Raw genomic sequence first — 15,557 nt, forward strand, 5'->3', positions numbered from 1 at the left:
AATAAATATTTTATTTTTCTAAAATTTCTACTTCAAAGTTTTCTTGAATTTTTTGTATGATTTTTTGATGATCTCCTATGCTATTTTTAAACAGAACCTCAACATTTTTTCCTATATAAGCATTTCTATTCATAATTATGATATTCCAATTGAATCATAAATATTACTAATCATCTTTGGTATAACAGCATTGCCAAGCTGTTGACAACCTTTTATCCCTTCTATAACATGGTGATTTTTTGGAAATCCCATTAAGTTTTTACATTCATTAACTGATAATCGTCTAATTCTATTATTAATTAAATATAAGCCAGTTCTTGCACCTACTCCTCCACCAAAAGCGGAAAGAGTTATTGCATGTCCCAAGGGGCTATAGATTCTTTCTCCTTGACCGCCTTTATTAACATAACCAATTCTTAGAGGTCTTAAATTTCTTTCAATTTCTTTATTGCCATCTATTACTATGTCATCTCTTTTAATATATAAACTATCATCAACTTTTTCTTCTAAAATATCATCCAAATAAACTTTTGCAAAAGTTTCTTTTGGCGGTAAATATTTAAATTTTAGATCATTATCGTAATCTTTACGTAAACAAACAAAATAAACCCTTTCTCTTGATTGAGGTATACCAAAAAAAGAAGAATTTAGAATATGCCTATAAACTTTATAACCAATTTCATCCAATTTTATATCTATTGTTTTAATTACCGATCCATTATCAATATTAATTATATTTTTGACGTTCTCAAGCAATAAAACATATGGTTTATGATATTGGGCGATTCTAATTATTTCATAAAATAATCTTCCGTTACTGCCTTTTAATCCCAATTGCTTACCAGAAATACTAAAGGGTTGACAAGGAAAACCTGCACATAGAATATCGTGTTTTGGTATTTTTTTTTCTGAGATTTCATTTAAATCGCCATAAGGTCTTTCTCCGAAATTTTTTACATAAGTTTCTTGAATATCCTTATCTATATCTGAAGAAAAAACACACTCCATTCCTTTTCCTTCTAAAGCAATCCTAAATCCACCAATACCGCAAAACAAGTCTATAAATTTATACACATTATTCCTGTTTAAATAAGTTATGATATAGTTAATTCGGTTAGATTTGATCAGGGCAATTTAAGAACCGTACCAATAGTTGGTATAAATATAATCTTAACTACTATCGATGTCATTCCTGCAAAAGTGGAAATGACATCGCTTTTAGCTAAGAGATCATTGGGTTAGGTATATAGGATGTTAGCAAAGTCATATAAATGCTATATAAAGCAAATTTTTAAGTAATTCTTTAGTTAAATTGCCAACAAAATAAGTAAAAAAGTAAAATTATATAATATATTCTCAAAATATGACGATAATTTTACTTTATTACTACTTTGCCAACACCCTTTAATATCATTTGAGTATATATACTCTAGAATAGAAAATCAAGAATTGCGTCGTCATTATCTAGCGGTACTCACCAACCTAGTCCCTCGGTAACTCCCGCTACTATCATGATTTTGATTACATCGTCTACCAACTCTTGAAATCATAGCAGTATACTCAGCTGTATTTTTTATTCAAAAATTCTTCAGTTCGCGGGTACTCCTATTATTGCAATATACTTTTTGGACTAAAAATGACCCCAAAAATATACATATATAAACTGTTAATGAATATGCACATTTAAATAATACTTCTTTTAAAAACATCGACAAAACTCTACTTGTAGAGAATATATTTACAAAAAATCCTGACATCACAATGCCATCTACAACCGCACCCATCATTAAACCAGCAAAATTTCTTGTATTCAAAGAACATGTTGACTTGAGTTGTACAAATACACTTGTACTACAATATGTTGATAACAATATAGATACAAAAGATACAAGTATAATTCCATTAATAACACGACCATGAATATAATAATTGAAGTCCCATAACAAACAAAAGCTTACTATTATACACAACGTTACAGCAATCCAAGCTTTTTTCCTACCATATAGTTCAGATATGATATTTGCAGTTACAGCTAAAAACACAAATACTAAAGAACACTGAGATATTTTATTAAAAAGATTTAATGAATAAGTGAATATACCAAGTAGTATTACTAGTAGTATGTAAAACTTAGTGTTAATATTGTTCATATTACCTCCTTCTTTTTGTTCTAATTTTATCAAATAATATGGATTATTGTTAGTAGATAATTTAGTTGATTTTTTAAAACTTACTTTTTAAAAGACTTGCTTGCAAGGGTAGTTAAATGATTTGGAGAATTGGAACACAAAACAAATGTCTAATGACAATTTGTATACTCTTCTGCTTTGAAGAATTGTTTTTTAAAAACATCAGGAACTCACGTATTACTTTAGTTTACCCCTCATTTTCAAATCCAATTCGTAGAATCATTTGAGTGTATATGGTCTTCATAAAAAATTTGCATTGCAAGCTTGGCAGCAACTTACTCTCCCATGCCTCAGGGCATAGTACCATCAGCACTACGAGGTTTCACGTTCGAGTTCGGTATGGGATCGGGTGTTTCACTCGTGCTATAACCACCAAGCTAGCAATACAAATTTTTTTTATATAATAGACTTCTTTAGACATTTATTCATAGAACCATAGTTTCAAAAGAGGTCTAAAATTTGAGTTGTTGATAAAACTGAAAACCTTTTTATGTTTCTTGCAGAATTAATGCTGTACACAAGTACAACCTCAGCAAAGTAAAACAATTGAGCTATTAGTACCAGTTAGCTACACACGTTACCGTGCTTCCACACCTGGCCTATCAACGTGGTGGTCTTCCACGGCTCTGATAGGGAAGTCTAGTTTTGAGGTGGGTTTCCCGCTTAGATGCATTCAGCGGTTATCCCTTCCGTACTTAGCTACCCAGCTATGCCGCTGGCGCGACAACTGGTCCACCAGAGGTACGTCCACCTCGGTCCTCTCGTACTAAAGGCAGATCCTCTCAAACTTCCTACACCCACGGCAGATAGGGACCAAACTGTCTCACGACGTTCTAAACCCAGCTCACGTACCACTTTAATCGGCGAACAGCCGAACCCTTGGGACCTTCTCCAGCCCCAGGATGTGATGAGCCGACATCGAGGTGCCAAACGATTTCGTCGCTATGGACGCTTGGAAATCATCAGCCTGTTATCCCCGGAGTACCTTTTATTCGTTGAGTGATGGCCCTTCCACTCGGGACCACCAGATCACTATGACCGACTTTCGTCTCTGCTCGTCTTGTCAGACTCGCAGTCAGGCTAGCTTATGCCATTGCACTCTAATAGTTGATTTCCGACCAACCTGAGCTAACCATCGCGCGCCTCCGTTACTCTTTGGGAGGCGACCGCCCCAGTCAAACTACCCACCATGCATTGTCTCGGATCCTGATTCAAGGATCGCGGTTAGATATCAAGAATCAAAAGGGTGGTATCTCAAGGGTGACTCCACAGTGGCTTGCGCCACCGCTTCATAGTCTCCCACCTATCCTGCACATCTAATTCCTAATACCAGTGCAAAGCTATAGTAAAGGTTCACGGGGTCTTTCCGTCTAACCGCGGGAACTCCGCATCTTCACGGAGAATTCAATTTCGCTGAGTCGATACTGGAGACAGCGGGGAAATCGTTACGCCATTCGTGCGGGTCGGAACTTACCCGACAAGGAATTTCGCTACCTTAGGACCGTCATAGTTACGGCCGCCGTTCACTGGGACTTCAATTCAGAGCTTGCACCCCTCCTCTTAATCTTCCAGCACTGGGCAGGCGTCAGACCCTATACTTCGTCTATTGACTTTGCAGAGCCCTGTGTTTTTAATAAACAGTCGCTACCCCCTAGTTTGTGCCACCTATAAATGGTTGCCCATTTACAGGTCATCCTTCTCCCGAAGTTACAGATGCAATTTGCCTAGTTCCTTCAGCATCGTTCTCTCAAGCGCCTTGGTATACTCTACCTGTCCACCTGTGTCGGTTTAGGGTACGGTCTTTAATGAGGGTGTTATTTCCTGGAAAATATTCACTGCACACGCAATCCAATAAGCGTATACAATTTACTATCTCCGTCACATCCCTCAGGTTCAGGAATATTAACCTGATTCCCATCGATTACGCCTTTCAGCCTCACCTTAGGAGCCGACTAAGCCTGCGCAGATTAACTTTACGCAGAAACCCTTGGACTTTCGGCGAGAATGTTTCTCACATTCTTTATCGCTACTTATGTCAGCATTCTCACTTCCGATACCTCCAGCAAACTTCACAGTTCACCTTCACAGGCCTACGGAACGCTCCGCTACCATTTGCACTATTAAAGTACAAATCCGCATCTTCGGTACATGACTTGAGCCCCGTTACATTGTTGGCGCAAGAAAACTTATTTAGACTAGTGAGCTATTACGCTTTCTTTAAATGATGGCTGCTTCTAAGCCAACATCCTAGTTGTTTTGGTTTTCTCACATCCTTTAACACTTAGTCATGATTTAGGGACCTTAGATGGCGGTCTGGGCTTTTTCCCTCTCGACTATGGACCTTAGCACCCACAGTCTGTCTGCTATGCTGTACTCGTCGACATTCGGAGTTTGGTTGAGTTTGGTAAGTCTGTAGAACCCCCTAGCTCATCCAGTGCTCTACCTTCGACGGTAATCGCTATAACGCTCTACCTAAATAGATTTCGCGGAGAACCAGCTATATCCGAGTTTGATTGGCCTTTCACCCCTAGCCACAACTCATCCCCTACTTTTTCAACAGTAGTGGGTTCGGTCCTTCAGCGGATATTACTCCACCTTCAACCTGGCCATGGCTAGATCACTCGGTTTCGGGTCTAATTCATCTAACTAAAGTCGCCCTATTCAGACTCGCTTTCGCTACGCCTACACCTAACGGCTTAAGCTTGCTAGATAAACTAAGTCGCTGACCCATTATACAAAAGGTACGCCGTCACAGAACATATAAACGAGCTTTAAAACTCAATGTCTGCTCCGACTGCTTGTAAGCATTCGGTTTCAGGTCTATTTCACTCCCCTTATCGGGGTTCTTTTCACCTTTCCCTCACGGTACTTGTTCACTATCGGTCACTAGAGAGTACTTAGGCTTAGAGGGTGGTCCCCCTTATGTTCAAACAGGATTTCACGTGTCCCGCCTTACTCAAGGACTCCAAAACTTTTTACCTATAAGGGGCTATCACCCTCTATGGCCAACCTTTCCATGTTGTTCTAGTTTTTATTCTGAAGCCACTGGCCTAGTCCGCGTTCGCTCGTCACTACTAACGGAGTCTCGGTTGATGTCCTTTCCTCCAGCTACTGAGATATTTCAGTTCACTGGGTTTGCTTCGCATAGCTATGTATTCACTATACGATACCTGCTAAGCAGGTGGGTTTCCCCATTCGGAAATCTTCGGATCAAAGCTTATTCGCAGCTCCCCGAAGCTTATCGCAGCGTATTACGTCCTTCATCGCCTTCTAGTGCCAAGGCATCCACCAAATGCTCTTATTTTATTTACTTTGATTCTTTTAAAGCTTGAGATTGTACGATGTGTACAGAACTAATTCTGCTACTTTACAGTATCCACTCACGATCATAAATTTTTATTATCGCAGTGTGTATTTAGTTTTCAGTTTTATCAACTTTTCAAACAGCTACAGGATTTTTGCCCTGTGTGAAGTTTTATACCGATTATTCAGAACAATGTCAAACATTATTTTATCTGATTAACAGATTTGTTTGTCTTTCTTTGTTAGCATTTCTATCATATCTTTCTCTATGTTCATTTGGCGATATTGTTTGACTTACTTTAGGCACTGGTGGAACAACTTCTATTTTTTTTATAGTAGCTTTACTCAAATCTACATTTTTTAGCAAAGGATTTGATTTAACTTCTTCGCTTATATTCCCAACAACTCTTATATTATCTAAATTCATTGTTTTTTCCGGATGTTTTTTATTATATTTTTTAATTTCCGGAAGAAGTGTAGTTAAAGTATTACCATCAATGATAGCTCCTTCAAAGTCTATATGTTCTTTAAAAGTAACTCTCTTAAAAGAGCATTCTTTCAATTCAGCATTTTTCAGAGAACATTTTCCTAATGTCACTTCATTAAAATTAAATCCTTTAATTTCAAAATTATCTAATTTCATATCTACTTTTTCAAAAGATAATCCTCTTAAATCTTTATTCCTTAAGGAATAATCAAGTATCGGTGAATACTCAGATGAATTATTTCGACTATATTTCTCAGCCTGCTCCTGAAAGATGGAAGATAAATCTATTTTCTTGTCTGACTTAGCTATCACAAGAGGATTTGGCAAGACATCTTCAATAATTTGGTTTATTTTTTCACCAATTACTTTTTCACGTGTTGAATTAGACACAAAATGTTTTTGAAAATTATACTTCCAAAGGTTAACAGTAGCTCCTACAACTAAACTTAGAACTTTTGTATCAGATAACAAATTAATCAATGGACGAACCATTGCACTATATTCTCCCTTCTTATATGAAGCCGTTATTGTTCCTACTTCCTTAGCATGATCCCCTAGTGCTTTAACAACTGCTTCACCTTTTAGTTTTAGTTTTTTACCCATCTCGGTTTCATTTAAAAATTTCTCAACCACAGGACCAAGGTCTTTAGCATGTTTTATTAAAAGCTCAGGTATTTTTTCTTGTAAAACTTCTTTAACCTTAGGATTATCTTTATTAAACTTAATAAGAGAGTTTACTAATTTACCAACTTTTTCTGCTTGTTTGGATTCAGGTACGTTCATAACATCTTTAGTTTGCTCAATGATTCGCTCTACCCCCTCTTTGTCTGCTAAACAACTTTCAGTAAGTTCTGCTATTATCGGTAAAACATCAACAATAAATGGAATAGTTGCTGCTGTTGCATCACGTACAAATTTAGGATTCAGACCAAGATATCTTATATTTTGCTGCACTTCTGTTTTATCCAAAAATTCTAAAATATTCTTTTTATTATCAGCAAAATATTGTGGTAGAGTCGATTTTAAGGCAGGAGCTAAATCTTGAACAACCTTACTAGTACTATCTAAAATAGACAATATCATGGCTTTTTGCGTTCCTATTATTTCTTCTTTTCGAGTCGGAGATAAATTTTTATCAGTCAATAATTCTAAGCCCAAATCTTGATGTTTCATATAAAACTCATAAATCATAACCATTTCAGGAGTATGCTCTAATATCGTGCTACTTGCATTATTTACCAGTGATACAGTATCCCTAAAAAATTCTTTTGACACAAATCTAGTAAATTTATCGTCCAGAATATTCTCAGCAATTTTGGTAATTTCTTTTTGATTAGCTGGATCACGTAAAAACTCAACTAAATCTTTCTTGACTACTTCTACTACTTTAGGGCTAATGAAGATTCCCGAAGCATTCTTAATGATATCATGTCCTGAATTCTCGTTAGAAATTATTAGATTTTTATAAATTTCTTGTACTTTTTTATTTGATTCTCCTTCTAATAAGCCACCTCCTAATTTTAGCACCAACGGCACTATCCTTCTAATAAAATTTTTATCTACTCCATCAAATATATCAGGATTAACTCTACTAGCTTCTGTAGGTGAAATCATTGGAGCGGGATTTAACACAGCTCTTAAAACTGGCAACAAAACATGCTGAGCAATCTGATCTTTCAATAAATCAGATCGTGCTTCATTCAGAGCAGGAATATATATATCAGCTACTACACCAGCTCCCTTGATTAGATTAGATGCATGCTCTACTTGTTCTTTTTGTAATTTTTGCCTTTCTTCGATTAGCAACTTATCACTTAATAATTTTTCACTCACTTCTTGAAATTTTAAGTAATCAGCATATAGCTTATCATATAATAGCTTCTTTGTATCTAGAGGATTCCTAATAGCTGAAGGTACTATACTAACGATATCCAAAAGAAATGTTCCTGTCTCTTTTAATAAACCTACAGCGATGTGAGGTAAATTCTCTGATGTTAATTCTAATTGCTCCGCTTTTTTTACTTGCTCCAATTGTTTTTGCTCTTCTTGAAGCTTCTGCGGGATAATTTCTTGACCATTCTGAATGAATGTGCCTTTTAAACCAATCAAATTTACGTCCACAATATCAGTATCAATATCAACCGTAGCTTTAGACAAATTAGCCTCAGCTAACTTTGCCGCACGTAAATTAACCCCTTCTAACTTAACCTTTTCTGCTTGTACTTTTTCCAATATTGCTTGCTGCAATTTTGATTTTGTAAGATCACCATTCATGAATATTACTTCGGTAAAATTACCTTCCTGAGCATCAATACTCCTCATTATACTATTCGAGAAATCAGCCTTTTGTGCATGAACTTTTTTTAGTATACTATAACTTGCATTAATTCCTTTAGCCTTCGCTCCTTCCAAAACTGCCTCTGTTAAGTTAGCAAATTTGACCTCTACTCCTTCTAAAATTGCATTTTTGAAATTTGCCTTTTGTGCTTCCACCATATTTAGATTGGCCTTAATAAAATTCACTCCTTCAGCATTAATCCTTCTTAGAATAGCTGCTTCTAAATTCGCTCCATCCAGCTTAGTCAAACCACTTAACTCAGCATCCGACAAATCTAATCCTTTTGCTTCTATGTTCTGCAATATAGTATCTTTAAATTTTGCTTTATGTGCTTCAGCCTTTTCCATCAAAGCATTAGATAAATCACTCTCTATAACTTGACACTCTGTTAAAATAGCTTTATCTAATATTGCATGCTGCATTTGTACTCTTCGTAAATCTGCTGAAATTAAAGAAATACCTTGCAAATCTGCCTGATTAAATGTTGAATCAGTCAATTTTGCGTGATCCCATTTACCATTTTTTATATTCGCATAATCAAAGTTGGAGTTATTTATCACAACCTCTTGACCATTAGAACGAACCATAAAAGCATGTGTGAACTGACTATTATCAACGACTGCCTGACTTAAATTACTATTAAAAAAATTCGCGTTATCTGCTTTAGACCCTAAAAAATTAGCTCCATCAAGTTCTGCACTCTCGAAATTCGCTTCACTAATATTAGTGCCATCAAATTTACACCCGGACAAAACGGACCCCGCAAACACAGCACCCCGTAAATCTGCTCCTGAGAAATCTAAACTGGATAAATCAACTCTATCATACCATTCATTATTAGTAGAAGTATCAACTCTACTAGAACAATCTGCAATAATTCTTGCTCCTGATCTTATCTGTGATTTCTCTAATTTAGATTTAGCAAAATCATTTAAGCTTAAATTTTCATTACTCTTTCTTATCTGCAAATATTGCTCTATATCTTTCCGAGCTAAGGGTACATATTGCGTTTCTTGATTTCGCTGTTCTTTAGTTGATCCTCGTACATAAGCTGGATCAAAAGTACAACTGCTACTGCCAAAAATATTTTGAAAAGTTTCATGCATTGAATTATCTTCTCTAGGAAATATTTTTTGCTCAACCATTAGCTTCAGCTCTTCTTCCAGCCTATCATATTCTGAATTCCCGGTTTTATAACCTCCAATACGCCAAGCCTGAGCTTTCAAGCTTAACTTCTTCTCCGCCTCCTCTAATTCTTTTTGTTTACTACTTATAAGATCTTGCTGCTCTTTTTTGCGAACTAAGTCACTTTTTATGTCAGCATATTTTCTGCCTAAAGAAGAAGTAGTACTGAATTTTATCCCCTCAATATCACGTTCTTTCCCTATTTGAGAGTATCCTTTATAGCTATCAGAAAACCTACAATTAGCAAGGTCAGCCCCTCTGAAATCTATGCTTCTTAAGACAGTATCTTCGAAATAAGCATTGTCAAAATCAACATCACAAAACACCGCATCAGCTAAATTACATCCTGTAAAAGTAGTATTTTTAAATATACAACCAGTAAAATCTCCTCCGCTTAGGTCTGTTACATTACTAGACCTACTAAAAGTCCTATCGGATAAATCTGCTGCTACTACTACATTACTATCTGAAAAATATTTTTCCTTTAAATACTGGTTAAGGCTTAAACCTCCCTTGGGATCATCTGCCAAAACTGCATGCTGAGCTGTGATATAATCCTTTATATCCTCGCTAGTAGGACGAAATTTTTCAATCTTAACAGCGAGATCATAGAAAATAGGTTTATTTTTCACCATAACTTATACTCCTTCTTTGTATTAAAGATTTAATAACAATTTCTCAGGATTCTCAATCAATCCCTTTATTTTTACAAGAAAAGTAACTGCTTCTTTGCCATCAATAATACGATGATCATAAGATAAAGCAATGTACATCATGGGACGTATTTCTATCTTACCATTAACCACTACTGGTCTTTCTTCGGTCTTGTGAAGGCCTAAAATACCGGATTGAGGAGGGTTAATAATCGGAGTTGATAATAGTGATCCATAAACACCGCCATTTGAAATGGTAAATGTTCCACCTGATAAATCAGACATAGATAATTTTCCTTCTCTAGCCTTTTTACCCAAACCAGCAATTTCTTTCTCAACCTTAGCAAAACTCAATTTGTCAGCCTGCCTAACTATTGGCACTACTAGACCTTGCTCTGTCCCTACTGCAACACCAATATCATAATAATTCTTATACAGAATCTCATCCCCTTCTATCTCGGCGTTTACCGATGGAACTGCTTTAAGAGCTTCAATAGTAGCTTTTACAAAAAATGACATAAATCCCAGCTTAACGCCATGCTTCTTCTCAAACTCTTCACGATACTGCATACGCAAATTAATAACTTTCAACATATCAATTTCATTAAAAGTAGTTAGAATAGCTGCAGTATTTTGTGATTGTTTCAAACGATCTGCTATAGTTTTACGAAGACGTGACATTTTAACACGCTCAACCATCCCTTCATTTGCCCGTACAACATTGGCTATAACATTGTTTATAACAGGTAATTCTGTTTCTTTTGCAGGCGGGGTATTTATGAACTCTAGTACATCTCCCTTGGTCACTCTGCCTTCTCGACCAGTACCTTTTATGTCAGCTAATTGCAGTTTATTTTCGCTCACTAATCTTTGCACCGAGGGCGGAACATCAATCTTGTTTATACTTGCAGGTTGTTGTTGTATCTCTTTGTCTAGTGTACTAGGTGAAGCTACACTAGAAACTGCTCCTTCGGTAATTTGTCCTACGCTCTCACCCACATATACTGTATCGCCCTCATTCTTAAGTATTTTGCTTATTACACCAGAGGAAAGTGCATTTACTTCTAACGTAACTTTCTCTGTCTCAAGTTCTAAAAGTAGCTCATCCACTTTTACTACATCTCCTTGTTTTTTATGCCATTTAGCAATAGCCGCTTCTGATACAGACTCTCCAAGAGATGGAACTATAATTTCAATACTCATAATTATTTTATTCTCCCAATTATATTCTATTATACTATTATTTATATCTTGCACTAATAACAAAAATTGTTTTAACACTCAAATGATGTTAAAAACATCTATCTATAAAACATTTATTTTTTTGCAGTCATTTTAATATACTATTATTTTATTTACCACTAATATATATCCATAGAATATTATAGGGAATGAAATGAAAGATCGGAAAGAAATTGAGCCATACATGGCATATAAGCCTACTCAGGTATATAATGTCTTGAAAGATTTATCTAGAAAGCAAGGATATACACTATCAGCAGAGACGTATGAAAATCCGGGTAATCCTGAGAATAAAATCAATTATTATCTTAAAAATGACAATAATTATATCACTGTCCCATCTCATGATGCTCAAAAAGGTAGTCAGCTTACAACAACTGCAGCCCCATTAAAGGATACACTTGGAGTATTAAGCCAAGATCCTAACTGGAAGAAAGCAACAATTCCTATTTGTCAGTCTAACAAATATTTTTTTGGACTTCTGACAAGGAAACACTTCACATATTTAGAACTTAATAAAGATAATGCTGGCAATATAACATCTCATCATCATGATTCCAAAGGATGGCTTAGCCGTTTCTACCCACTAAAGCCAATTAGAGATTCACTAGAAGAAACATTTGGAAAAGATAGAGTTACCTTTAAATCATCATATCTAGGTCACCAAAAAATAGCTGATAATATAAATTGCGGTCGATTCATCCTGTCTTATATAAAAAACGTTATTACTGGTGATCCTGCTAAAAATAAAATAAATCCTCAAACGCAGACAAACTTATTTAGTGATTTTGACACGACAATTAACAAACCACCCATGGAGGAAAAGATTTTACCTAAAGCTAAAGCCCCAACACCAAAACCCCCAAATATGGTAAACCACGTATCAGTATCACGCATTAGTGGAAAACCTAATAATACAGCAAGAACACATTAAGAAGTCGTACCACTCCCACTATCCATCTCAGCAAATACATCTTCCCACGATCCAGTAGTTGCAGCTTTGGTATATTCAGTCACCCTTCCTTCAAAGAAATTAGTATGTTCAGCACCGTTTAAGATTTCATCAAGCCAAGGCAACGGATTAGTATCAATTAAATAAATCTCTTTAAGTCCAAGTTGCATTAATCTGCGATCGGCAATATAACGAATATATTTCATTACGTCTCTAGCTGTTAACCCCTCAATACCACCAACTTCAAATGCTAGTTCAATAAAGGCATCTTCAAAATGCACAATAGTCGCACACGCCTCATAAAGACGGCTACGAACTTCCTCAGTCCATACTTCAGGATTTTCTCTAATAAAAGTTTTAAATAACATAATGATAGAATCAGTATGTAACGTCTCATCCCTTACTGACCAACTAATAATTTGCCCCATACCTTTCATTTTATTGAAACGAGGAAAATTAAGTAAAATGGCAAATGAAGCAAATAGTTGCAATCCTTCAGTAAATGCCCCAAATACTGCTAAAGTCGTGGCGATATCTTCTTTCGTTTCTACACCGAAACGCTGCATATAGTCATATTTATCTTTCATTTCTTTATATTTAAGAAATGCTGAATATTCAGTTTCTGGCATACCTACGGTATCAAGCAGATGAGAATAAGCAGCAATATGAATTGTTTCCATATTAGAAAATGCTGATAACATCATCAGTACTTCCGTTGGCTTAAATACCCTAGAATAATGTTTCATATAACAATTATTTACTTCAATATCAGCTTGAGTAAAGAAACGAAATATTTGAGTTAATAAATGTTTTTCTCCAGGACTTAAATTATATTTCCAGTCTTTTAGATCATCAGCTAGCGGCACTTCCTCTGGTAACCAATGAATTCGTTGTTGAATATGCCACGCTTCATAAGCCCATGGATAAGAAAATGGTTTGTAGATTGGACTGGCATTAAGTAAAGACATATTATATTTCCTTTTTAAGTATACTACTAATAAAACGTCATTGCTAGGAGACCGTAAAGTCGACGAAGCAATCTATATGACAAAAGCTTCATGGATTGCCACGCTCACATACGTTCGCTCGCTAATAGACATATACGTCTATAAAACGTCATTGCGAGGAGATCGTAGATCGACGAAGCAATCTATAATTTCACCGAATTTGGGATAAGAATTGACAAATCCTTATCCCGAATTCGCGTATATTCATTAGACTTCCTGCATAATTCGCTTTTGCGCAAGGATTTGTAGGAGACACGGAACCTCGACCCGCAGCGTACTCAAATGTACGTGAGGAGCAGAGTACCGGTATCACGCACAAATTACCAGCAAAAGTAGAATTATGCAGGAAGTCTATTACTGACAGGATAAACATTCATCATAAGACACAACTTCTTTTTCTTGTTTTTTCTTATTATCTCTTTCAATATCTCGAAAATCCGCTTTCTTGACATCGTGTGATACTTTATCAGCTCTTTGAATTGAGGTTGATCTACAATAATATAAACTCTTAACCCCTTTTTTCCAAGCTCTAAAATGGATATTATTTAAATATATCTTACTTACATTGCCTACTAAGAAAACATTTAGAGATTGAGATTGTGAAATATGTGGTGTCCTATCTGCTGCTAGATCAATAAGCCAATTTTGATCAATCTCATAAGCAGTTCTAAAAACATCTTTTTCATGGCTGGATAAAAAGGTTAGATGTTGAACTGAGCCTTCATGAGTTGCAATTGATGACCAAACCTGCTCATTATTAAAACCTTTGGTGCTTAACAGCTGTTCTAAATATTTGTTACGTACATTAAAAGATCCAGTAAGAGTCTTTTGGACAAAACTATTAGCAGCAAATGGTTCAATTCCAGGCGAACTATTGCCAGCAATAATAGAGATTGATGCCGTAGGAGCAATAGCTGTTTTATTACTAAACCGTTCGTTAATATCTACTTCAGCTGCATCGAGGCAAGCACCACGTTCATCAGATAGAACTACTGAAGCTTTATCAACTTCTTTATGAATATGTTCAAATATTTGATTATTCCAAACCTTTGCCATTACCGACTCTATTGGTACATCCTTTGATTGTAGGAATGAGTGAAAACCCATAACACCTAAACCTACACTACGTTCACGCATTGCTGAATATTTAGCTCGCTCCATGGTACTAGGTGCTTTAGTAATAAAATCTTCAAGTACATTATCTAAAAAACGCATTACGGTAGGAATAAACTCGGGGTCATTTTGCCAATCATCAAAATATTCTAAATTTACAGAAGACAAACAACACACAGCGGTTCTAACCTTACCCAAATGATCAATGCCAGTTGGCAGGGTAATCTCGCTACAAAGATTAGAAGTTTTTACTTGTAGCCCAAGTTCTTTATGATGCTGCGGAATATATTTATTGACAGTATCAATAAATAAAATATAGGGTTCTCCAGTTTCTATTCTAGTAGTTAGTAACTTAACCCACAAATCTCTAGCCTTAACTTCACGTACAACTTTTTTAGTAGCAGGGCTGATTAATGGAAAATTTTCATCACTCTCAACTGCTTGCATAAATGCATCTGTTACAACTATGCCGTGATGCATATTTAAAGCTTTACGATTAGTATCACCACCAGTATGGCGTCTTAAATCTATGAATTCCTCAATTTCAGGGTGATCAATTGGTAAATATATAGCAGCATTGCCACGTCTAATTGATCCTTGAGAAATAGCTAAAGTCATAGAATCGACAACCTTGACAAATGGAATAATGCCAGAAGAAGTACCTTTGCCTTTAATTGCCTCATTAATAGAACGAACATTGCCCCAATAGCTTCCTATACCACCACCACGTGAGGCTAACCAAACATTCTCCGTCCAAAGATCTACAATACCTTCCAAACTATCATCTGTTTCATTCAAAAAACAAGAGATAGGCATTCCTCTGTCAGTTCCACCGTTACTAAGAATTGGTGTAGCTGGCATAAACCACAACTTGCTTATGTACTCATATAATTGCTGGGCTGACTCTGCATTATCAGCATAATAGCTAGCTACTCTAGCAAATAAATCTTGAAAATCCTCTCCTGCTAGTAAATATCTATCTTTTAGAACTGCTTTGCCAAAATTAGTAAGTAAATCATCTCGTTTCTGATCAATTTTTATAGAAAATTTAGTATTTGTCGTTGTCATTGTTATATTATCTTATTTTT

At 35.8% G+C, this 15,557-nt stretch carries 8 protein-coding genes and 2 rRNA genes; 1 reads left to right on the forward strand and 9 read right to left on the reverse strand.

Going from position 1 to position 15,557, the window contains the following annotated elements:
- Positions 1-10: 10 nt before the first annotated feature.
- The 7 genes from AAGD45_RS02815 to odhB form a co-directional block, all read right to left on the reverse strand.
- A complete protein-coding gene (locus AAGD45_RS02815; RefSeq protein ID WP_341761908.1) occupies positions 11-133 on the reverse strand; it encodes a hypothetical protein in 123 nt (40 codons plus the stop codon).
- Between the two features lie 2 nt (positions 134-135).
- Positions 136-1,074, reverse strand: a complete 939-nt coding sequence (locus AAGD45_RS02820; RefSeq protein ID WP_341761909.1) for a DNA cytosine methyltransferase — start codon at positions 1,072-1,074, stop codon at positions 136-138.
- A 503-nt stretch (positions 1,075-1,577) separates the two neighbouring features.
- Positions 1,578-2,150, reverse strand: a complete 573-nt coding sequence (locus AAGD45_RS02825; RefSeq protein ID WP_341761910.1) for a VUT family protein — start codon at positions 2,148-2,150, stop codon at positions 1,578-1,580.
- A gap of 301 nt (positions 2,151-2,451) precedes the next feature.
- A 5S ribosomal RNA gene (gene rrf, locus AAGD45_RS02830) occupies positions 2,452-2,566 on the reverse strand.
- A gap of 156 nt (positions 2,567-2,722) precedes the next feature.
- Positions 2,723-5,502 (reverse strand): 23S ribosomal RNA (locus tag AAGD45_RS02835).
- 198 nt (positions 5,503-5,700) lie between these two features.
- Positions 5,701-10,137, reverse strand: a complete 4,437-nt coding sequence (locus tag AAGD45_RS02840; protein ID WP_341761911.1) for a pentapeptide repeat-containing protein — start codon at positions 10,135-10,137, stop codon at positions 5,701-5,703.
- Between the two features lie 21 nt (positions 10,138-10,158).
- Positions 10,159-11,358, reverse strand: coding sequence for a 2-oxoglutarate dehydrogenase complex dihydrolipoyllysine-residue succinyltransferase (odhB, locus tag AAGD45_RS02845; RefSeq protein WP_341762194.1), 1,200 nt, complete (start codon positions 11,356-11,358; stop codon positions 10,159-10,161).
- Between the two features lie 193 nt (positions 11,359-11,551).
- Here odhB and AAGD45_RS02850 point away from each other — a divergent pair, with 193 nt between their 5' ends.
- Positions 11,552-12,331: a hypothetical protein gene (locus AAGD45_RS02850; RefSeq protein ID WP_341761912.1), complete on the forward strand. Its 780-nt coding sequence runs from the start codon at positions 11,552-11,554 to the stop codon at positions 12,329-12,331.
- Here AAGD45_RS02850 and AAGD45_RS02855 read toward each other — a convergent pair.
- Entirely contained in the window at positions 12,328-13,317 is a 990-nt protein-coding gene (locus tag AAGD45_RS02855) for a ribonucleotide-diphosphate reductase subunit beta (protein WP_341761913.1), read from the reverse strand. The genes AAGD45_RS02850 and AAGD45_RS02855 overlap by 4 nt on opposite strands.
- Before the next feature lie 393 nt (positions 13,318-13,710).
- On the reverse strand, positions 13,711-15,537 hold the full coding sequence (locus AAGD45_RS02860) for a ribonucleoside-diphosphate reductase subunit alpha (protein WP_341761914.1): 1,827 nt from the start codon (positions 15,535-15,537) through the stop codon (positions 13,711-13,713).
- Positions 15,538-15,557 lie beyond the last annotated feature (20 nt).

It is taken from the genome of Candidatus Tisiphia endosymbiont of Thecophora atra, assembly GCF_964026395.1.
In the GTDB taxonomy this organism is placed as follows: domain Bacteria; phylum Pseudomonadota; class Alphaproteobacteria; order Rickettsiales; family Rickettsiaceae; genus Tisiphia.